The following is a 22,334-nucleotide window of genomic DNA, read 5'->3' on the forward strand; positions in this document are numbered from 1 at the left end:
TAACACTCCGCAATAGACAAAAAAAATTACCAGGGATATAAAACTTTTCAGAAATGAAACAGATAATGCTTATAGATGAACTGAGAAGAACCTTTTTAGGAAGGATTCTTGGTCAAGCAACACTTTCATTTAAAACAATAGACGATGTTTTATGTCTTTATAAGTTAGACGTTATTCAGCACAAATTAGGCAGTAACGCTTCCATTATTTTTGACTATGGAGTATTTAGCGCAACACTTCAGATCAGCATAGATGATCACCTCTATACATATGGTTATATTGTTAAAAGTGATGCTCTAAGATGTGAACAGAAACTTAAAGAGTTTATTATCGATTATCTTTCTAATAGCATAAAAAAAGAAATCTCAATAATTCAAAACACTCTTAAAGAAGAGTATCTCCGTGACTCAAAGGCAAATAAACTTAAAAACAATATCCAGCTGCTAAAAAAGAACATAGCTGAATTAAATAAAAAAGAAGACTCACTCGTCGAACAAATCGAAAAAGATTATTTCCTAGAATCTGAACCTATCCCAGAAGAAGTAAAAAAATACCTCTCAATAATACTTGATTACTGCAAAAACGACTCTTTATTAAATGATTCATATGTTATAGAACAAATCAGGGAAAAATACGAAGAGTCTATGCTGTATAAACACAAGGGCTTCTTTGATAATGCAGAAAAAAATCCATTAACACAAAGACAGAGGCTTGCCGTAATCAGGAATAATGACTTTAATCTGGTCCTTGCAGCCGCAGGGACAGGAAAAACATCAGTAATGGTTGCAAAGGCTCTTTATTTGATGAAATTCCTTAACATCAAAAGTGATGAACTGTTGATACTTTCCTATAACAGAAATGCGGCAGAAGAACTTCAGGACAGAATTAAAGAAAGAGCAAAAATACTTGGCATAAATACAGAGACACCTCAAATATCAACATTCCATGCTTTGGGAAGAAAAATTCTTCTCGAATGCAAACAGTCTGTTCACATCTCAAAGCTAAGTGAAGATGAGAAAAAACTCTGGCAGTGGGTAGAAAACTGGGAGGAGAATTCTCTTTATGCACATCCTTTAGATTATCTTTCTTTCTACAAGGCCCTTCATGTCCGAGAAAAAAATGGAATAGAAATTGTGGATAACAATTCACCGATGAGAACGCTCAATGATGAATTGGTAAAGAGTAATTCTGAAGTAAGAATAGCAGACTGGCTTTACCTCCATGGAGTTCCATACACCTATGAAGCTCCCTATGTATTCAAGAGACGTATTGAAAACAGCTTTGACTATAGTCCGGATTTCAAATTAACAGATGATATCTATATTGAATTTTTCGGAATCGACCGCAAAGGTAATACTCGAGAAGACATTGATAAAGAAAATTACAATGACTTTATGCAAAAAAAGATCCAGTTACATAAAGAAATGGGAACTACCCTTATAGATCTTTACTGGTATGAAATGCAGGAGGATACATTATTTGACAAATTAGAGAAGAAACTCCTAGACCTTGGCTTTAAGTTTAAAGAAAAATCAGAAGAAGAAATAAAGAATCTCTTTGTCGAAAAACTGAATAATAATCAATTCTCATCTCTACATAAGCTCTTATTGAACTGTCTTAAGGCCATACGTGTCGAGAATCTTAACAGAGAACAGATCCTCCAAAGACTCAAAGCAGCTGGTTTTAGCTTCGCAAAAAACATAACAGAATATATCCAAAATCTTGTTGATGATTATGTTCGTACCCTAAAAGACAACAATGAAATTGATTTTGATGACATGATATTAACTGCAACTGAGTTAATAAATAAAGGAGAATGGAAACCGCCATACAAATACATTCTTATAGATGAATTTCAGGATATTTCTGGAGCACGCTATGAGCTTATCAAGGCAATTTACTCCCAACATTCTGATGTCAGCTGCACCATGGTTGGAGATGACTGGCAGGCTATATACAGATTTAACGGGGGCAAACTAGACTTAACAACAAGATTCTCCGAATATTTTGGATCTAACACTTTGACAAAATTGGATAAAACCTTCCGTTATCCAAGAAATATTGCCGATGTAGCGGGAGACTTTATTATGAAAAATCCCGAGCAATATAGAAAGAAAATTGAAACGGCAGATAAGACAGAAGATTCAAAGATCCATTTATTCTCCTATATAGAAGAGACAAACGCCCCCTACAGTCCCCAAAGTTTGTTTTATCAGGTTCGACAATCAATTCTTACTTTAGATCAGAAAGTTCCTAATGCCGCAATAGCAGTAATGGCCCGCTACAACCAGTTTTTAACTGAATTCAAAAGCTATTTTGATTATGAAAATAAAACACGAAATAATCATCTGAATGTAAAAATAAACTATTGGACTTTTCATGGCTCAAAAGGCTTAGAGGCGGATTATACCTTTATTATTGGACTACAGAGCAGAGGTGTAAGATCCTTTCCTGCAGAAGAACAGGATGAAAAGGTTGTTGAGGCTCTATTACCGACAACAGATACATATCCCTACTCTGAGGAAAGAAGATTATTCTATGTAGCGCTTACTCGTGCAAGAAAACATACTTATCTCTTTGCTCTGGATAAACAGCCGTCATCATTTGTTGAAGAACTACTATCACCTAATTACGACATAGACATTAGATCAAAAGGTTTCGATTCAGAAAATCGAAGTATATTTAAATGTCCTTGCTGTAAAAATGGATATTTTCAGCTTATACATGGAAAATACGGTGAATTCTATGTATGCAATTCTGGAATGTGTAGAATCAGACCAAGAATCTGCCCAAAATGTGGCTCTCCTATGTTAGATGAGAAAACAGAGAGTAAATGTATGAATCCACGTTGCCAGAACACAATTCAAATCTGTGAACGATGCGGAAGAGAAATGGTTTTACGAACAAATAATAAAAACGGCAGCAAATTCTGGGGATGCAGAGGCTACGGACTTGATAAGGATAGCTGCAATAACACAAGGGAGCTTAAAAGAAGTAGAAAATAACAGCTAATTATAAAGAAGAAGGGAATCTCAATCTTTTCGAGAAAATGTCAACGCTATAACAAAAGCGATAAACCAGGTAATTCCACATAAGAGCCCACACCACGTAAGTATACGAATCAGGCATACATCATTAGATGAAAGATGTCGGCATTTTGCAATGCTAATCGGAATAGTGAAAATCTTGTATGCAATATAGACTAATAGGATAACTAAAATTATCTCAATAAGAAAATCAAGATTTCCATTCATACCCTATCTCCGATGAGCAATTCCTGCCTCTTATTCAAAATTATAGAAGTAAATCATCAAAAGATAGTTTCCTCTACCCTTTCCTCATAAGAAAAAAAAGGCGAGCATATCATCTCTTACATGGGGACAAAAAAAGCTTTTTAAAGCCTTTTTCTCCTTGTTGAGAACAAAACTCATTTCTCTTTAAATCTGAAAAAAAGACCTTACGTATAGAAGTGAAAGGAAAATATGAAAGGTTCTTACCTTAAGGAGATTTATTATGAACGCTTTAGCAAGATACGAAAATCGTCATCAGAATATGAATCGTCACAATTATGGTATGCCAACAATCTTTGATCTTTTCTCAAGACCATTAACCGACTTTGAAAACATATTCCCTCAGATGACAGAGGAGAACATCAGATTAGACGTACAGGACTGCGGCGACCACTACCAGATCAAGGCTGATATGCCTGGTGTAAAGAAAGAGGATATCAAACTTGATTTTGATGAAGGCAATCTGATGATTAAGGCAGAGCATCACACAGAGAAAGAAAAGAAAGATGCTGAAGGTTACATCATCAAAGAACGCAGCTCAGGTGTATACCAGAGAACTCTGCACTTTAACGATGCAGATCCAAAAGAAATCAACGCTGCATTTGCAGGAGGAGAACTTGATATCAGAATTAACAAACAGAAACAGGAACAGAAAAAGACTGCTATCACCATTCATTAGTTAACTCATAATTGATCATGGAATCTGCAGGTAGTATCTTATTAGCTATCTGCAGATTTTTTTTATTAAAAAATAAGGAGTATCTATGCCTTTCGTACAAGCAAGAATTTCAAAAGACCTTTCCGATTCAGAAAAGACAGCACTACAGAAAGAGCTTACCGCAATCATCAAGGATGAACTGCACAAGCCTGCAGGCTTTATCATGGTAGGAATTGAAGCTAGCTATAATCTCTGGCTAGGCGAGAGCAGACTTGATAACGGTGCCATGATTTCAGTACAGCAGTTTGGAAGTGCCAACCGCGATGCATACAACGCCATCACTCAGCGTATCTGTGATTGTCTTCAGAAGACTCTGGGAACACCTTCTGACAAGGTATATGTAACCTTCCAGTCCATTAACGAATGGGGATGGAACGGACAGCTGTTCTAATTCAGTTCAGAAAAGCTACTACTTAAGAATCCAGGCAATTCCTTTGGCACAGCGCTTATCGGTCTCAAAAAAGTGATTGCCAGGATTACTCTCAAAAACACTGTTTATTCCCTGCCCTTTCAGAACCTCATAAAGCTCTAGTGTCTTATCTTTCACAGTTCTTAAGTAACTGTTTCTGGCAGAGCTTTCCTTATCACCTAGAGACAAATATATTTTTGAAGGTTTCCTTTTAGGATTATTTGTCTTGAAAAATTCCACAAAATCCGGAAACCACAATGAGCCTGACATGCTTGCCACCCTGTCAAAGATATCGGTTTTACATATAGCATATAGGCCAAACAGACCTGCCAGAGAATATCCACTTATAGCCATATAGGCAGGAGTTCCTTTTATGCTAGACAACGCCTTGGGAATTATTGTATTTTCTATTAGAGAGAGAAAATCATCAGCACCACCGTCAAAAGGAGGTTCGCTGTGATAAAGCGACGGACAGATCCATGGAGACAGGTTGTGATTCCAGTCATTAACTCTTATATTCAGAAAATTAAAGGCAGGAACATTCATGGAAGACAGCAGTTCCATAATCTGCGAACCGTCAGAGTCAAAGGTGTTAAAGATTACAAGAGGCGCATCTGCCTTTTCAGCACAGAATAAGGTAACAACTGTATTTTCAATCTCAAAATCCTCTCTCTTCATGCGGTCCTCCGCTAACGCTTTTCAAAACCAGAAAAAAGAAGTTACTCAGCTATACTTTATCGAACCGATTTCTCTGCTTTTTGCTAGATTACCTACAAAAAACGCACAAAAATAACCTTCTTTTTGCAATTATTTAATATTTCTCAGATTTTTTTTGCTAATATTCTAACAAAAGAAAAAAATCCTCTAAAATTAAATAGTAATCCCAAAAATAATAATCCACTCCCTCCTGCATAGTTGAGGAGCATATTTATGAAAATCAATAAAAAGCTATTACCTTTTCTTATTCCTGTAATCACAGGTCTTATCATAGGTTCTGTAGTTCTGATTATTCATCCTTCAACAGGAAAGAAGCTTGGAGATATCATCTATTCAAGCGGAGTTTCAGTAGAAAGCTATTCGTACGCTGTGGGCAGAGCTGCACCTTCAGTTATGAATATCTATGTGGCACATCTTAACGACGACTACACCAAACCGGATACCGACAATATAATTACCTCAGCCTCAGGAGTGGTCTACTACAAAAACGGTATTATCGTAACCAACTATCATGTGGTTACCGCAGGTAATGAACCGGATAATGGCATCTGGGCACAGACCCGTGACGGAAAAATCTTCAAGGCTTTTGTGGTAGGAACAGACAGACGAACCGATCTCGCAGTACTCAAGGTTGAAACCAGCGATCTACCTCCTATCAATAAAGTAAAAAAAGATCCGAAGGTTGGCGATATTGTTCTGGCCATTGGTAATCCAAACAATCTTGGTCAGACAGTAACCCATGGCATCGTTTCTGCCCTTTCGCGCTCAGGATCAGGTCTTCTGACAAAAGATCAGATGAATATCCGTCAGGGCGTTCAGGAGTTAATTCAGACCGATGCTCCTATCAATCAGGGTAATTCCGGAGGAGCACTGATTAACTCTCAGGGACTTTTAATCGGTATTAACACCGCATCCTTCAATTCAGAAAACACTTACGGTATCGGCTTTGCTGTTCCAACATCTATGGTTACCAAGGTGGTAGATGAGATTCTTGCTCACGGCAAGGTTGAAAGAGGATATCTTGGAATCTCTGATGCCGAGGTAAGTTCTCTTGAACAGTCCTCAGGTGTTACTGTGGGATTCATCGATCCTGAAGGACCAGCCTTTGGAGTACTGAAAATCGGCGACGTGATCAAGAAAGTTGATGGAATTGAAATAGAGGATGTACGACAGCTAATCGATCTGATTTCCCAGTCCAAACCAGGAAGAACCCTGTCTTTTGAGGTTCTCCGTAACAATGAGACCAAGACCGAGACCATTACGCTCACAGAAGACAGTACTTCTATCGACTAGAGTATCGAGTTGCTCTGCTGTAGACCATACAACAGAGCTGACGAGCGGATATACTATAGAAACTTGGTCATATCACAGGCATCAAGAATCAGAGCCTTCTGCTCCTCATCAAGATTAAACAGCGAAAAGATAATCGCATCTAGATTTCTGTATAAAGACTCAACCTTAGCTTTATTCCTACAGGCCATAATCTCTTCCACCAGCCTTATGAAAGGTTCCTGCTCCGCATGGGAAATCATCGGAATAGGAATACTCTCAATGTGGGCTCTAAGCACCTTTACTGAATTAAAGCGCTTGTCATAGATAAACTGAGCAATAGATGAATTGAGAATACTCAGAATATACTTGATGCTCAGACCTTCAATCTGAGGAATAACAATGTTACTGCTGTTTAAAGACAGAGTCTGCTTATCATCATAGGCAAACACTAGATGCTTGCTGATGAATCTGTAGATAAGCTTTTCCTTAGCTCTGTACATGGATTCAGGAGCCACCTGCTGGAAATGCTCAGGATTGAAGGTAATAAAGCGTTTTGGCAGATCAATACGGTATTTGAATACATCTGAGCCCTTCAGAATAACCTCGTTATCTGAAGATTTTCTGCTTGAGATATACAGGTTGTTATTACCGGTAACAATTCCCAGGGCAAACTGCGCGTTATCCTTTAGGAATCTGAGGTTATCAAGAGAGAAAATCTTTGAGAGGATCTGCTCTTCATCATCGTCGGTCTTGAAATTCAGATACTGAGGATCGACATAGCGCTCCTTTCTAATCACAAAGTTTCTCTGACCGTCAGAAACCTTCATATTGATGCAGGAGATAGGCTTGGATGTCTTTTCAAGCTGCATAATGATACAAGGACACTGAACCTTGTCAAAGGCATTACCCAGATAGTTTAGAGAAAGAATTGAGGTATTCTCAATAAGCTTCTCTCGTACCGGATGATGAGTCTTTACATTAAGTATCGCCTCTGGCAGCACAAAGGTTATTGTTCCCTTGTTTTTGGCGTGCATTATGGATTTCTCCAGGAACACGTCATAGGACTCGATGGTTGAGCCCTGAGCTGAGGAGAATAGATGCTTTAAGACATTCTTATCCTCGCTGGTATAGGCATAGCCCCAAGGAGGATTTCCCAGAATATGAGTAATCTTAGGGTTGTTGAATTCTGTCAGATAATCACTGTTAGTGATGTTCTTGTAAAGAATATCCGTGTTATCAAGTCGGTACTTTAACGCAAGATTGATTCTGGTAAGAGTTACTGCAATATCATCAATGTCATTGCCATAAATGTTCTCAACCTTTACCTCTGATGGCAGCTTTAAAAGGAAGTTACCGGTACCGCAGCAGGGATCTAAAAGATTATCCCCCTTATGATAGGACTCTGAGGACAGCACTATATTTACAATCTTATCCACAACCTTGGCTGGAGTGTAATAGGTTCCGGTAGCCTTTCTGTTTTCGATATTTCGACAGGAAATATAGACAAGGCCCAAGGTATCCTCATTTTCCTGATAATCAAAATTCAGATTCAGAAGATAGCCATACTTATCAATAAGCTTTCTGATTTTAGAACGGGAGCCGACAAGTTCACCAATCAGTCTCTCATAGCAGCCCAGCTTGAGCTTACCTTCAAAGAAGGATGGCAGATAAGGAGGAACATATCTAAGCTTAAGTCTTTTAACAATTAGAGACAGAGCGGTTTCCGCCATGATCATTCTCAGATGATCAGTATCAATATCCAGTTTGTGAGAGTCAACATTCTCTAAAAGTTTAGCAATAATCTCAATGGAGCTGCTGTCCTTTGATACATAGGAATTGTAGATGTATGAACCGCTGATGAACTTCTTGTTTCTGCGACTCTTCAATGAAAGATTCTTACCGGATTTGATTTCCTTTTTCAGTCTGCTGATATAGCTTGCGGTAAAGTAATTCTTCTTGTTCTCAATATGATCCGGTACCAGCTTGTTAAGCTTGATCCAGTTATAGCCGGTAGCAACGGATACAGACAGCTCCGCACAGGCCTGAGACAGGGTCAGATAGTTGCTCAGATCACGCACCTTTCTTCTGGTTTTCTGGCCTGGAAGTTTGGCACTTTCAGGAATAATCCAGAAATCGTCAACATTCTGAGCGTATCTGAATTTTCCCTGTTCACACAGAGCTAAGGTTTGTTCCTCTGAGATGCCGAATTTTACTGAAGCCTGTTTTACCGAAATGTATTTCATGAATTATCCGCAAAAATTATGTTTTATTATCTGTCTGAATCTTAACTGGGAACAAACAAAAAAAAGATACGCTAATTCTAGCGGATCTGAGCTGTATAGAAAAGTTCAGAGTAGAACAATTGAAGAGTAGCTTTGATTTTTATCAGAGATATTTTTTTCAAAAAAAATCGCCCCCCCTGTCCTGATCAGAAGAGAGCGATCTTTTAAATTAATTTGCTAATTTATGGCATTTGGATTAGGTGACTTGATATCAACTTCCATTTCTGCCTTCATGATAGACTGAATTCTCATTTCAGACTGTATTTCTTTACGTGCATTTAAAAGTACATTTTTATTCTGACCTTCATAAGCACCAGTCTTACCAAGAGCTTCATTTATTTTGGTATCATCGAATTTATTAAGATCAAGACCTGCCAGTCTATCTAATTCCGTCGAATAAATAGAACAGGAAAGTTTTTTGTCTTATAACCGACTCTGGATCGGTTTCAAATTCCTGACCATTGACAATCAGCTGCTTACATTTCTGATTTACATCAATTGTAAGCTGAAGGCCCCCATTTTCGTCCATATTCAGCGTAAATTCACATTTTGCATCAGCGTTACCATCAGGACTAAACTACCAAAAGCTTTTCCTGTTGCTGCTCAGAAATTATTTCTTTAAACAACAGATTCATGTATGATTCCTAGGCTGTCTGTTTACAATCCCTGCCAGACATATGATTTACAAAACTCCAGAAGCACTAAAGCCACAATGGAGTCTGCAACCTTACTCTCTATTTATATCCAGAAAAAAAACGCAATTTTGACAGTGAAAAAAAAGAAAGCTGTATTTCGATATTAGTTCATAGAATGAATGAAAAAAAACTAATTGTTTTACACAAATTACAACTACGTCGCATAATAAAACATTTTATTCACAGATCTCAAGAAAAAGCAGTTTAATAAAAGAATTAAAAGAAAATAGAATTCAGGAAACAAAGATACAACCAGCCTATTGCCGGGGCCAACTGGATTCTAAAGAGAAAAAAAATGCGGTTTCAAGAAGAATCTCAAAACCGCTTTAAAGGTTATGTACCACCTTATTTAGAACACATGCAAACGAGTCATTTGCTTGCCATACTAACCTTCATTAGTATTAGGTAACTCGTGTTAGTATATGCTAACTTATTTTTTATTAGATTGCAAGCAGTTAATTTTATTATTCAATTTTAAACTAAAAAATATAACAAAATATTGTGGTTTATCAAAGAGTTAAAAAAATTTTGTGTAAAATTATACAAAATATGAACTTTTTTGAGGCGAGATAATCTAATATATTACATGGAGAAAGTATTTCTTCAGCTTTCTTCATTTTTATGTCCCGAATACATAAACCCAGTGAGCTAGAATTCACTGGGTATTTTTTTATGTATTATCAACAGGTTACTAAGGAAGATTTGATTCTACGAAATCCCAGTTGATGTGATTTACAAAATCCTTAAGGTAATCTGCCCTTCTGTTCTGATAATCAAGGTAATAGGCATGCTCCCATACATCCACGCACAGAATAGGTGTTTTGCCCATTGTCAGAGGGTTGGCGGCATTTGAGGTGTTGATAATCTCTAATGTGCCGTTAGAAGCACACAGCCAGGTCCAGCCGGACCCAAAGTTGCCAACAGCAGAAGATTTAAAGAGATCTAGAAAATCCTCATAGGAGGTGAAGCTTTTTTCAATTAAAGCCATTAGATTAGATGATGGTTTCTTGCTCTCTGCACACAGACAGTTGAAGTAGAAGGTATGATTGAAAACCTGAGCTGCGTTATTGAACAGAGGACCAGGCTGAGCCTTTTTAATAATGGTCTCAAGTGATTCATTCTCAAAAGAAGTGCCCTTCTTCAGTTTGTTGGAGGTTTCAACATAGGCATTTAAGTGCTTGTCATGATGAAAAGTAAGTGTCTGCTCGGAAAGAAAGCCTTCTAATGCATTCTTGGAATAAGGCAGAGGTGGTAAAGTAAAATCAGCCATAAATTGACTCCTTATGTTTATTTTTTTGTTGTCATAACAGTTTTAAGGTTATGTTATGGATCAGGGAAAATCAAACTTAAAGTGTTGGCAGATTTTCTTTTTTATACAGAGGGCACGTTATTTACTATCTTTTTGAGTTTTTCTGTATTTTTTCTTTTTTTCAAATAAAAAATAGCAACAGATAATATAAATATTTTCATATAACGCAACAACTGCTGACTATATCTTGAAATATGTCATTAAATCTGATATGCAACTTTTTATCATTGAAATTCATAAAGATAAGGAAAATAATATATTATACAAAGAATTAATGTGATCACTTTCAAAGAATTTTGGTATAATTCTTGCGCTTTAGATTTGACATAAAAATTCCGAGAACAATCTTTCCCGGTTATGCAGAATCAAAAATAATAAGAGAACGATTAAGAATAACTAAGCGAATTAAGAATGAATACACAGGATGATAAAATGACAGAGTTTATTGATAATCTAAAATTAGACCAAATGAATGATATAAAGCAGATGCTGGCACCTTTAAACAAAATCTTCAGCATTGCTACCTGCTCACAGATCGAAATCAAACTGGATACTGAGAACCAGACCGTTCAGTTCGTAAGCGCAAAGAACGCATGCAAGCTTCACGAGATTTCCTACAAGGACAAGAGCCCATTAGGCTTAATCAAGAGCGTAATGGAAGAAGTCTAATAAAACAGTTTTTCATAATATATCTCCTTAAAGGTTACTCAGCTCTTAACGAAACCCCAGTTTTATTCTGAGTCTGATAATTTCCTCATACAAATGGCTTATCTAAGCCATTTGCCTAAGTTCTACAAAATTTTCCCTAAAGAACAGTGCAAATTTAACATTGCCTATTTTCCATTATTATTCTCTTTGTAAACAATCCAAGTTCTGCGTTAGCGGCTTATGTCCACCTGAATATTTCAATCAGAATACAAATATACAAGTCACCTATAGTTAAAACTTATAACAGAGCATAAAAATATAGTATTACTAACTTGTTGATATTAAACCATAATAATCTTAATATTTAATCATACAAGATGATTTAGCATCTAGGTAAGGAGAAGTTAGTATGCGTAAATATTTATATTACAGCTGTCGAATGTGAATTTAGTTATATTTTTAATTTAATTTATTTATTTTTCGTTTTTTTTATTCAGTAACAAAAATTCACATTAAGAGGCAAATAAAATGGCATATAAATTCGAAACTTTACAGTTACACGTTGGTCAGGAAGAAGCAGACAAGGCAACAGACTCAAGAGCAGTGCCTATTTACCAGACAACCTCCTACGTATTCCATAACTCACAGCACGCAGCCGACAGATTCGGTCTTAGAGATGCAGGAAATATTTACGGCAGACTGACCAATTCAACCCAGGATGTATTAGAGAAGAGACTTGCTGCTCTTGAAGGTGGTGTCGCAGCACTGGCAGTTGCATCCGGTGCCGCAGCAATATCGTACGTTATTCAGGCTCTAGGTGCCAATGGCGGTCATATTGTGGCCCAGAAATCCATCTACGGAGGTTCCTATAATCTTTTAGCACACACACTTCCTTTATATGGAATCACCACCACTTTCGTGGATATTCATAATCAGGAAGAAGTTGAAGCTGCAATTCAGGAGAACACCAGAGCAATCTATATTGAGACTTTAGGTAATCCAAACTCAGATATACCGGATATTGAAGCCCTCTCTGAAATTGCACATCAGAACAGCATCCCGCTGGTTGTAGATAACACCTTTGCTACACCATTCCAGCTAAGACCAATAGAACATGGCGCAGATATCGTAGTACATTCTGCCACCAAGTTCATAGGCGGTCATGGAACCACTCTTGGAGGTGTGATTGTTGATTCAGGTAAATTCGACTGGCTGTCCAGTGATAAATTCCCACATATCGCCAAAAGTAACCCAAGCTACCATGGGATCTCCTTTGTGGACGCAGTTGGTCCAGCAGCTTTTGCTGTTTACCTAAGAGCAATTCTGCTGCGTGATACCGGAGCCACAATCTCTCCATTCAATGCCTTCCTGCTGCTTCAGGGAGTTGAAACCTTGTCACTGCGCATCGAGCGTCATGCACAGAATACACAGAAGGTTATTGAGTTCCTGAAGAATCACCCTCAGGTTAAGAAGGTAAATCATCCATCATTAGAGGATCATCCTCAGCATGAACTGTACAAGAGATACTTCCCTAACGGTGGCGGTTCAATATTTACCTTTGATATCAAGGGAGGTCAGAGAGAGGCTCACAAGTTTATTGATTCACTTAAGATCTTCTCTCTTCTGGCTAATGTTGCTGATGTTAAGAGTCTGGTGATTCACCCTGCAACCACCACTCACTCACAGCTATTAGATAGTGAGCTTGCTGATCAGGGAATCTTCCAGAGCACCATCAGACTATCCATCGGTACCGAGAACATTGATGACATTATCGAAGATCTGGATAATGCGTTTAAAGAGGTACTGAAGAGTTCAGATAATTCGAACGATAAGGACGGAAATCTTCAAAAAGCCTCTTAAAAAAAAGGCAACTCCTCGTGTTAAACAAAAAATCGCCCACTGGGCGATTTTTGCTTCATCATGAGAAAAACAGAAAATAACAACGTAAAGGACTCTTAACGGTATCTCTTGGCATAAGTCTTGAAGCTTGCGTATTTCACAAAAGGAATTGAGACCTGTCTGTCTGTAACCTTATACCAGACCTTACGTGTAAGCTCCGAATCATCCTCTGAATCCTCAAGAGCAATGTCTATACAGACCTTTGCCAGAGCAGAAAAATCAGCAAAGACTGTTCCTGCCATCCTGTCCTGTCTTATGTACTCAATCGCATCCGGAATTCCGTCAACTCCGAATACTGGAATATATTTTGTTTTATTCTTAGATTCTTTGCCAAGGTTATAGCCTTCGGTATTCAGATAATCAACAGCCCCCACTGCCATTGCATCATTGTTCGCAATAATCATGTCAATGTTCCTGATACCTACTCTCTTAACCTGATCTTTGACATCATTAAAGGCAGCTGTAGAGTTCCAGTTGTCAAAATTCTGAGAAACAATGCTGTATTTGATTTTGGCATCATCAAGACACTTTAAAATCTGTCCGGTTCTGCCCTCAGTATCGGAATGGTCTTTTTCTCCCTGCAGAATAACGATATCCAGAACACCGTTTTTATTTCTGTCATAGCCCTTTGCTGATTTGAGATAATCCTCGATAATCTCAAACTGATATCTGCCAGCAGCAGAGGAATTGGTACCAACATACCAGACATGGTCGTAATTCTTTAAAGCCATATCGGCAGGCTTTCGATTAAAAAAGACAATACGGTTATGGTAGGACTTGGCGTGATAAATGATCTCCGGCGACATCTTAGGATCTACAAGATTTATGATCAGAGGATCTTTTGATGATATGCTTGAGTAAACCTGATTTAACTGCAATGAAGAACTGTTCTTGGCATCAAAGAGTGTAAGATCGGCATCTCTGGTTCTGGCATAAGCCTTAAGAGAAGCATTGAATCTGCGAATAAATTCAGACTCACCATTATAATAAAAGGAATAAATATCGTCAGAGGCTACAACCGACTGGATCTGAATAATTAAAAGAAAGCTCAGTGCAAGCTGAAAGATTCTTCTCATAAAAAAACCGTATATATGCTATTTCGTTAGTGACTGTGCATTATAGACTTTAATTTTCGAAAATGCTCTATATGGAATAAAAATAGATCGGTTATCTACTTTGTACCAGACTATTTTCTCGAAATCCTCATCTGAGGAACTTTCAAATATCAGCATAATTACTCTGGACAGAGCAGAGTAATCAGCAATTGCTGTTCCTGTAAGCATACCGGAATCTACACTCTTTAGAGCCTCAGTAATGCCATCTATGCCAAATACCGGTATATAATTGTGACCGCTGAATAATGAGTAAGGCATATTATATTTTTTCTCATTTAAGGCCTTAATAGCACCAAGGGCCATGGAATCATTATTGGCAATCACCATCTCAATGTTTTCTATTCCATATTTATTAATCTGATTCTTTAAATCTTCATAAGCCTCAGAAAAGCTGTAATTGTCAAAATTATAGGAAAGAGGGTTAATCTTAACCCCGTACCTTTCAAGGTTCTCGAGAATTACCTGTGTTCTGACGTGAGTTGAATACTCCTTTTCCCTGCCCTGCAGAAAAACCACATCAAGAGAACCATTTTTATTTCTGTTGTATTCAGGAAATTCATTGAGGTATTTCTTAATCATGGAATACTGCTTGTGGGCGGAGTCAAACATTTCAAAGCCGACATACCAGGCCTTATCATAGGAAGAAGCAATATTTGCGGTAGGAGAGCTTCCGAACAGTACAACCTTTGCATCATGATCAGAGGCTTCCTGTATCATCTTGGGCAGATATTCCTCATCAGAGACACTGATTACCACCATATCACCAATGGATATATGCTTTTTAAGCTGCTCGTACTGTTTTTTTGCATCAGACTTGGCATCATAAGACTTAATCTTATAACCACGCTGTTTTGCCATTTTCTGCATGGTGTTCTGAACATGAGACATAAATCCAGAATTGATGTTATAGAAGAAAATCTTAATTTCCTCTTTGGCAAAAACAGAACCGGAACAAAAAAGAAACAGTAAAACTATTACTTTAAGAAATCTTTTCATAAAAGCTCACCAAAACCAATCCCATATTTCTATTATGGGAAAGAATTCTGAAGCTAAATAAAAAAAACAAAGGAAATTTGTGATGAAGGATCAGTTTTTGTGATGATTAGAATTGGTTCAGAGTTTTTTATAGATTTTTCTCTTTAAAAATCATAAAGATAAAAATAATTTAAATTTTTTTGAATTTTTTTTGAACTTTTCTTAAAACCACCGCTCTAAGTAATATCAGTTAGATGTTTTTATGGCAATGGCTGATGACTTTTTCATAATATATTTCCTAAAGCCCAGCGTTAAAAACGTTGGGTCTTTTTTTATGCCCTCTCGATTTTCAGACGATATCTTAAAGCTGAACTATTCTCCAGCGCACCTTCTTTAGTTACAAAGAGTGCCCCCAGGCCAAGCACAGTATTGGTATTCTTAGCTCTTACAAGACAGATGGAGTCTCTTTCCCAAGAAGGAACACTGTACTCTGTGAATAACTTTTTGATTTCTCGGCTGTGAACTCTCTTCTTAGGATGCAGTTTCATTGAACCGGTATACTCAAAATCAAGAACCACTCTGTCACAGGCAAATCCGTCCTCACAAGGCTCTAATGAATAGAGAAAATCATCAAGTCTAAGATTCTGCCCTGCCTCAAGCTCAAACTGTCCGTGGGCATTGCATACAGAAGGCTTAACAATATAGAGATAGTTTCGGAAGCGTCTTACCTCATAGCCGTCTTCAAGAGGGATCACTGTACACTGATCTGGAGAAATCCTACAGAGATTAAGAGCATCCAGAACCGCATTGTAATCAGGAGTCATCACCAGCTTTTCATACAGGAACAGTCTAAGAACACTCAGCATCAGAGATTCATCGCTGACATCAAGCTTTGAGATATCAAGTCTAAGTCTCTCCCTGTCAAAAGCGCGCTCATATGCATCTTTCGCATAACGCATGGCTAAATCATGCTCAGAGGCGCAAAGCTTAGAGCTTCTTAAGATAGCCTTGTCAATTCCAGGGAATCTTTCACGCATAAGAGGCAGCACCTTCAGACGAATGAAATTTCTTTCAAACTTCATGTAGGTGTTTGAGATATCAAAGACATGGGAGAAGCCTAAAGATTCAATGATATCAATGATCTCAGACTTATGAAGCTCCAATAGAGGTCTTATCAGGGACCCTCTGTCATCATGAACCATAAATCTCATGCCTGACAGGCCATAAGGACCGGAACCGCGCTTTAAGGCCAGAAGAAAACTCTCAATCTGATCATCAGCCTGATGTCCCAGCAGCAGCGCACTATGCTCATCTAGATTATCTAAAAGAGCTCTGTAGCGCTCGGCTCTCGATACCTCTTCAGGAGAACGTCCGTTGCCGTAGACAATATTAAGCTTAGGAGTTCTGATTTCCACGCCGACACTCTCACAAAGCTTATGACAGTGATTGAACCATACAGGATCATCCGCATCAAGACCATGAATGCAATGAACAGCTAAGGCAGAATACCTTTGATCAAGTTCTGTAACTCGTTTGGCTATCAGGAGAACTAAAGTAGAATCGGCCCCGCCAGATAGTCCTACGACTAGTTTGGATGGACCGATTGAAGAAATGATTTTCTGAGCAAGTTCAGTTACAACCTGCTCGGCTTTTTCTTTTAACAATATCCGTACTTCATTAAACGTGCGTAACGCTGCTCTAAAAGACTTTCTGCAGGTAGATTCTGCAGATCTGACAAATCAGCCTCAAGACGCTGCTTCAGACTTTCAGCAACTTCATCGTAATTACGGTGAGCGCCGCCTAAAGGCTCGGTTACAATGTTATCAATTAAACCCAGATCTTTAATTCTGTGAGCAGTGATATTCATAGCTTCTGCAGCTAATGAAGCCTTGTCAGCAGACTTCCATAGGATAGAAGCACAGCCCTCAGGAGAGATAACTGAATAGGTTGAGTACTGAAGCATGTTAACTCTGTCACCGACACCGATAGCCAGAGCACCGCCAGAACCACCCTCACCGATAACAGTACAGATTACAGGAACCTTAAGATCAGCCATAAGCTTTAAGCTTTCTGCAATTGCACCTGCCTGTGAACGTTCCTCAGCACCAACGCCTGGATATGCACCTGGAGTATCAATGAAGGTAATTACAGGGATGTTGAACTTCTCTGCAAGTTTCATCAGTCTCATTGCCTTACGATAGCCCTCAGGACGAGGCATACCGAAATTGCGAAGAGTACGCTCCTTGATATCACGGCCCTTCTGATGACCGATTACCATAACACTCTGACCGTTCAGACGTGCAAGACCACCGATGATAGCCTTATCATCCGCAAAGGCACGGTCACCTGCAAGCTCATGATAGTCAGTAAAGATTCTATCAATGTAATCCATGGTATATGGACGCATTGGATGACGTGACAGCTGAGAAATCTGCCAGTCGGATAAAGAAGAGAAAATCTTCTTTGTTAATTCAAGATTCTTTTTCTCTAACTGATTTAATTCAGTTGTTAAATCAACACTTGAGCTTGAGTCTGAGCTTAAACGCTTTAACTCTTCAATGTGAGCCAGCAGATCAGCAATTGGCTGCTCAAACTCTAAATAATTAATGTTCATCACTACGAAGTTAACCTCATTGGGTACTATTCAGATAGACTGATTGTTAATTTTACTACAAAAAACGTTTTGCTCAAAATATTGATACAGATCAATCAAGAGAAAATTCGTCCAGACCGTTGTTTGCCATCAGGATTTTCTTAACCGGACCATAGCTTTTGCGGTAGCAGTCCAGAAGCGGCAGCTTTTCTAAAAGCTCCAGATGAGCTTTGGTTGGATAGCCCTTGTGTTTTGCAAACAGATACTCAGGATATTTTTTGTCAAGATCATACATCTGTCGGTCTCGCTCAACCTTGGCAAGGATAGAGGCCGCAGCAATCTCAGCTACGCGGGCATCTCCCTTTACCACTGCCAGAGTATCTATTCCCATATTGCGAGGAACCTTATTGCCGTCAACCAGCATCAGATCACACTTTAGGGCCATATTCTCATAGGCTCTGCGCATTGCCTCCAGAGCGGCATTGAGGATGTTCATCGAATCAATTTCCAAAGGAGTACACTGTCCTATGCCGTAGGCCAGAGCTCTTTCCTTAATCAGAGGCTCCAGCGCATCACGCTTTTTCTCGGATAGCTGTTTGGAATCATTCAGGCCTTCAATAGGGTTATCAGGATCAAGCACCACACAGGCAGCTACAACATTTCCCATCAGAGGACCACGACCGGCCTCATCAACCCCGCAGACTTTGAATACTGCAGGATCGACAGGATAAACAAAAGGTTCTAATACGATTTTAGCCATTAGAAAGGAACTTCTTATTCTGATTTAAGTTCAGATTTTTCCACAGACTCAGAATTGTCTGTCTTAAGATTCTCTGTATTCTCAGGAGCAGAATATTCAGGGGCCTGCATTGAAGCTACACTCTCAAGATTTGGAGTGGAGTCGTAGGCACGATTGATGATTTTGAAAACGGCATCACAGGCCAGTTCATCAGAATTGCAGCGCATACTCTGATGGATATTTTCAAATTCTTTCTTCATCAGGATGTTATCGTAAACCAGAAGCTTGTACATCTCTTCAGCAAGAGCCTGAGGAGTACACTCGTCCTGGATAAACTCCTTTACCACCTTACGACCTGCAATCAGGTTAGGCAGTGAAAACACATCGATTTTCAGAAGTTTTTTAGCAATAAGAGCTGATAAGGAACTTACCTTGTACGCAACGGTAAAAGGAGTCTTCAGCAGCATAGTTTCAAGTGCAATGGTACCGCAGGTCAGAAGTACAGCATCTGCAGATGCAATTGCATCCTGAGTATTACCCACATAAACGGTAATGGATAAATCAGGAGCTACTTCAAGCCAGATATCCTTTACAAGACTTGCCAGAGAATAATTAGGCACCGTACAGATAAATACGGTATCAGGAAGCTTCTTCTTGATTATTCTTGCAGTGTGAGCATAAATAGGCAGCATTCTTGAAATCATGCCCCTGCGTGATCCAGGGAGGATCGCCATTACCTTATCTTTTACAGGCTCAACACTGGTTTTCTGCAGACAGATCCTTTCGCGACAGACTTTAGGATCAATCTCAAGAGGAATTGAGTTTGCCAGAGTATGACCGACATAGGTACAGGCCATGTTTCTCTGTGCATACCAGGTCTTTTCAAAAGGAAGCAGAGCAAGAATCTCATCACAGGCTTTCTTGATTTTATCCACACGCTTCTCGCGCCATGCCCACACGGATGGACTGACGTAATGAACCGTTGGAATACCTGCCTGTTTTAATTTCATCTCAACATGCAGGTTAAAATCAGGAAGGTCAATACCAATGAAAATACAAGGCTTAGCCTTTAGCAGAATCCCGATGATCTTTTTTCTGATGCTCAGAATCTTAGGAAGCTTGGAGAGAACCTCAAAGAAGCCCATCACAGACAGCTCAGACATATCAGCAGAGGTTACCAGCCCCTGATGAATCATCTTAGGGCCGCCAATACCGATAAACTGGGCATCTGGGTCTCTGCGCTTGATTGCCATCATAAGACCGGCACCAAGAGTATCGCCGGAGCTTTCTCCGGCTAAGAGTGCATACAGATGTGGATTCTCACTTACAGGCATTAGCGAACGATTCCTCTACCATGATCCTTCAGGAAGTCGACAAGAGGTTTTACTTCTGCAAACTCTTCTGCAATTTTCTCAATCTCAACAATTGCCTCTTCAAGAGGAAGATGTTTCTTGTACAGAAGCATATATGACTTGAAGATTGCTGAAATTGCCTCATCAGAGAAGCCTCGTCTCTGAAGTCCGCGCTTATTGATGCCGAAAGGCTTAGCATAGTGACCTGCAGCCATAACATATGGAGGGACATCCATATTCAGTGCAGCCATACCGCCTACCATGGCGTGACAGCCTACTCTGCCGAACTGATGAATAGCAGCCAGACCACCAAAAACAACCCAGTCGTCGATCACTACGTGACCTGCAAGAGTGGCATTGTTTGAGAAGATACAGTTGTCTCCAATCACACAGTCATGGGCAATGTGAGTATTGATCATGAACAGGTTATTGGAGCCTACAGTAGTAGTTCCATTTCCCTGAACTGTACCTCTGTGCATTGAAACATGCTCTCTGATGACATTATTGTCACCAATGGTCAGAGTTGTTGGCTCACCTGCATACTTAAGATCCTGACAGCCTTCACCGATGGAACAGAACTGGTAAAAATGATTACCCTTTCCAATAGTGGTTGGACCTCTGATAATAGAAAAAGGCTCGAAAATACAATCATCACCAATGGTAACATTACCTTCAATGATTACATTTTCACGTATAGTTACATTTTTACCTAAAACTACATCTGGACCAATTTTAGCGCTTGGATCAATAATTCCAGTTGATTCAGTCAATGTAATACACCTTATTAAAAATTAGTGTCTTGCACACATCAGGTCTGCAGTACAAACCACCTTTCCATCAACAGTAGCAACACCGCTGAATGAAGCAATACCACGTCTCTCCTTGAAGTACTCAACGTCAAGAATCAGCTGATCACCTGGTACTACAGGGCGCTTGAAACGAGCATTGTCAATTGCAGCGAAATAATATAATTCACCATCTTTTGGCTTGCCAACCATAGTAAAAGCAAGAATACCGGTAGCCTGAGCCATAGCTTCTAGGATCAGAACTCCAGGAAGAATTGGCTTACCAGGGAAGTGGCCCTGAAAGAATGGCTCATTAAATGAAACATTCTTTACTGCCTTAAGAGTCTTTCTTTCACCATCGATAGAATAGTCAAGAACTCTGTCAATCATCAGGAATGGATATCTGTGTGGTAACAGATTCATGATCTCTTCTACATTTAAGGTATGTGCACTTTCAACGATATCAGTCACTTTTTCCCCCAATAACTTTATTTTTCTTCTTGTTCAGTTAAGGCCTTTAATTTAGCCTCAAGAGCTGCGATTCTATGGTACATATCATTGATATGCAAAAATCTTGATGTATTCAGACGCCATTCCTTGTTGGAAGTTGCAGGAATAACTGATGAATATACACCAGGCTTATCTATGCCTCTCATGCAGGCTGTACTGCCTGTCAGGGTCACACCGTCACACAGTTCAATATGACCATTGATTACAGAGGTTCCGCCGATAATGCAGTATTTACCGATAGTTACAGAGCCGGCAACAGTAGTCTGACCTGCAATTGCAGTTCCATAGCCGATTCTGTCGTTATGGGCAATCTGACACAGGTTATCAATGATTACATTATCAGCAATAACAGTATCATCAATTGCGCCTCTGTCGATACAGGTGCAGGCGCCGATTTCAACACGGTTACCGATGATAACTCTACCGGTCTGAGGGATCTTGATCCACTCTCCGCGCTCATTAGCGTATCCAAAACCGTCAGAACCAATAACGGCTCCTGACTGAATCAGACAGTTTGAGCCTATCTGACAGTCATGATATACACTTACATTCGGATAAATCTTGGTATTATCACCAATCTTGGCGTTTGGTCCGATTACAACATTGGCACCAAGCTGTACATTGTTACCGATAACGGCACCTTTCTGTACATTAACACCAGGTCCTAATGAAACATTCTGACCAAGCACTGCAGTGGCATCTACTACTGCAGTAGGATGGATTCCTTCATAAACAGCAGGAGTTGAATCCAGAAGCTGGGCAACCTTGGCAAATCCAACATAAGGATCATCTAAAACCAGAGCTGCACCCTTGGCATGTTCAACATCAGCCTGTTTAAGGATTACAGCGCCAGCGTTGCTCTCTGACAGAACCGCTCTATACTTTGGATCTGAGAGAAAACTGATTTCATCTTCTTTTGCTGTCTTCAGGTTGGCTACAGACTTAATGTCGATGTTGCCATCTCCAATAATCTGTGCGCCAATCTTATCAGCGATATCTTTTAATAACATTAGGAAACCTATTTAT

19 protein-coding genes are annotated in these 22,334 nt (G+C 39.2%); 6 read left to right on the top strand and 13 right to left on the bottom strand.

Annotated features, from left to right (window positions below; all coding sequences use genetic code 11):
* Positions 1-65: 65 nt before the first annotated feature.
* The 3 genes from BM308_RS03195 to BM308_RS03205 all read left to right on the top strand — a co-directional run bounded on the left by BM308_RS03195 (position 66) and on the right by BM308_RS03205 (position 4,399).
* The gene (locus tag BM308_RS03195) at positions 66-3,005 is read left to right on the top strand and encodes a UvrD-helicase domain-containing protein (protein ID WP_177214407.1); all 2,940 of its coding nucleotides are present in this window, start codon (positions 66-68) and stop codon (positions 3,003-3,005) included.
* A 508-nt stretch (positions 3,006-3,513) separates the two neighbouring features.
* Positions 3,514-3,969 carry an Hsp20 family protein gene (locus tag BM308_RS03200; RefSeq protein WP_074942847.1) on the top strand — a complete coding sequence of 152 codons (456 nt, stop codon included), beginning with the start codon at positions 3,514-3,516 and terminating at the stop codon, positions 3,967-3,969.
* Between the two features lie 85 nt (positions 3,970-4,054).
* A complete protein-coding gene (locus BM308_RS03205; protein WP_074942848.1) occupies positions 4,055-4,399 on the top strand; it encodes a phenylpyruvate tautomerase MIF-related protein in 345 nt (114 codons plus the stop codon).
* Positions 4,400-4,417: 18 nt separating this feature from the next.
* Here BM308_RS03205 and BM308_RS03210 read toward each other — a convergent pair whose 3' ends face one another.
* Positions 4,418-5,095, bottom strand: a complete 678-nt coding sequence (locus BM308_RS03210) for an alpha/beta hydrolase (protein ID WP_074942849.1) — start codon at positions 5,093-5,095, stop codon at positions 4,418-4,420.
* A 252-nt stretch (positions 5,096-5,347) separates the two neighbouring features.
* Here BM308_RS03210 and BM308_RS03215 point away from each other — a divergent pair, with 252 nt between their 5' ends.
* Positions 5,348-6,427 carry a S1C family serine protease gene (locus tag BM308_RS03215; protein WP_074942850.1) on the top strand — a complete coding sequence of 360 codons (1,080 nt, stop codon included), beginning with the start codon at positions 5,348-5,350 and terminating at the stop codon, positions 6,425-6,427.
* A gap of 53 nt (positions 6,428-6,480) precedes the next feature.
* On the opposite strand, the gene BM308_RS03220 is transcribed toward BM308_RS03215, so the two are convergent.
* The 3 genes from BM308_RS03220 to BM308_RS03225 all read right to left on the bottom strand — a co-directional run bounded on the left by BM308_RS03220 (position 6,481) and on the right by BM308_RS03225 (position 10,653).
* Positions 6,481-8,649, bottom strand: coding sequence for a TaqI-like C-terminal specificity domain-containing protein (locus BM308_RS03220; protein WP_074942851.1), 2,169 nt, complete (start codon positions 8,647-8,649; stop codon positions 6,481-6,483).
* A 418-nt stretch (positions 8,650-9,067) separates the two neighbouring features.
* Positions 9,068-9,217: a hypothetical protein gene (locus BM308_RS13310; RefSeq protein WP_177214408.1), complete on the bottom strand. Its 150-nt coding sequence runs from the start codon at positions 9,215-9,217 to the stop codon at positions 9,068-9,070.
* 857 nt (positions 9,218-10,074) lie between these two features.
* Positions 10,075-10,653 carry a superoxide dismutase gene (locus BM308_RS03225; RefSeq protein ID WP_074942852.1) on the bottom strand — a complete coding sequence of 193 codons (579 nt, stop codon included), beginning with the start codon at positions 10,651-10,653 and terminating at the stop codon, positions 10,075-10,077.
* A 471-nt stretch (positions 10,654-11,124) separates the two neighbouring features.
* Here BM308_RS03225 and BM308_RS03230 point away from each other — a divergent pair, with 471 nt between their 5' ends.
* Complete coding sequence (locus BM308_RS03230; protein WP_074942853.1) at positions 11,125-11,361, top strand: hypothetical protein; 237 nt, start codon at positions 11,125-11,127, stop codon at positions 11,359-11,361.
* A gap of 507 nt (positions 11,362-11,868) precedes the next feature.
* Positions 11,869-13,200, top strand: a complete 1,332-nt coding sequence (locus BM308_RS03235) for an O-acetylhomoserine aminocarboxypropyltransferase/cysteine synthase family protein (protein WP_074942854.1) — start codon at positions 11,869-11,871, stop codon at positions 13,198-13,200.
* 95 nt (positions 13,201-13,295) lie between these two features.
* Here the strand turns inward: BM308_RS03235 and BM308_RS03240 are convergent, their stop codons facing one another.
* The 9 genes from BM308_RS03240 to lpxD form a co-directional block, all read right to left on the bottom strand.
* On the bottom strand, positions 13,296-14,315 hold the full coding sequence (locus BM308_RS03240; protein ID WP_074942855.1) for a galactose ABC transporter substrate-binding protein: 1,020 nt from the start codon (positions 14,313-14,315) through the stop codon (positions 13,296-13,298).
* An 18-nt stretch (positions 14,316-14,333) separates the two neighbouring features.
* On the bottom strand, positions 14,334-15,350 hold the full coding sequence (locus BM308_RS03245) for a galactose ABC transporter substrate-binding protein (protein ID WP_074942856.1): 1,017 nt from the start codon (positions 15,348-15,350) through the stop codon (positions 14,334-14,336).
* Between the two features lie 311 nt (positions 15,351-15,661).
* Positions 15,662-16,993 carry a tRNA lysidine(34) synthetase TilS gene (tilS, locus tag BM308_RS03250; RefSeq protein WP_074942857.1) on the bottom strand — a complete coding sequence of 444 codons (1,332 nt, stop codon included), beginning with the start codon at positions 16,991-16,993 and terminating at the stop codon, positions 15,662-15,664.
* Positions 16,987-17,943 carry an acetyl-CoA carboxylase carboxyl transferase subunit alpha gene (gene accA / locus BM308_RS03255; protein ID WP_074942858.1) on the bottom strand — a complete coding sequence of 319 codons (957 nt, stop codon included), beginning with the start codon at positions 17,941-17,943 and terminating at the stop codon, positions 16,987-16,989. Before accA ends, tilS begins: the two co-directional genes overlap by 7 nt.
* 91 nt (positions 17,944-18,034) lie before the next feature.
* The gene (gene rnhB, locus BM308_RS03260) at positions 18,035-18,682 is read right to left on the bottom strand and encodes a ribonuclease HII (protein ID WP_074942859.1); all 648 of its coding nucleotides are present in this window, start codon (positions 18,680-18,682) and stop codon (positions 18,035-18,037) included.
* A 14-nt stretch (positions 18,683-18,696) separates the two neighbouring features.
* Complete coding sequence (lpxB, locus tag BM308_RS03265) at positions 18,697-19,995, bottom strand: lipid-A-disaccharide synthase (RefSeq protein WP_074942860.1); 1,299 nt, start codon at positions 19,993-19,995, stop codon at positions 18,697-18,699.
* On the bottom strand, positions 19,995-20,783 hold the full coding sequence (lpxA, locus tag BM308_RS03270; protein ID WP_074942861.1) for an acyl-ACP--UDP-N-acetylglucosamine O-acyltransferase: 789 nt from the start codon (positions 20,781-20,783) through the stop codon (positions 19,995-19,997). Before lpxA ends, lpxB begins: the two co-directional genes overlap by 1 nt.
* 21 nt (positions 20,784-20,804) lie before the next feature.
* On the bottom strand, positions 20,805-21,260 hold the full coding sequence (gene fabZ, locus BM308_RS03275) for a 3-hydroxyacyl-ACP dehydratase FabZ (RefSeq protein WP_074942888.1): 456 nt from the start codon (positions 21,258-21,260) through the stop codon (positions 20,805-20,807).
* 26 nt (positions 21,261-21,286) lie between these two features.
* Positions 21,287-22,318: a UDP-3-O-(3-hydroxymyristoyl)glucosamine N-acyltransferase gene (gene lpxD / locus BM308_RS03280; RefSeq protein ID WP_074942862.1), complete on the bottom strand. Its 1,032-nt coding sequence runs from the start codon at positions 22,316-22,318 to the stop codon at positions 21,287-21,289.
* Between the last annotated feature and the right edge of the window lie 16 nt (positions 22,319-22,334).

This window comes from Succinivibrio dextrinosolvens (genome assembly GCF_900116345.1).
GTDB classification, from domain to species: domain Bacteria; phylum Pseudomonadota; class Gammaproteobacteria; order Enterobacterales; family Succinivibrionaceae; genus Succinivibrio; species Succinivibrio dextrinosolvens_B.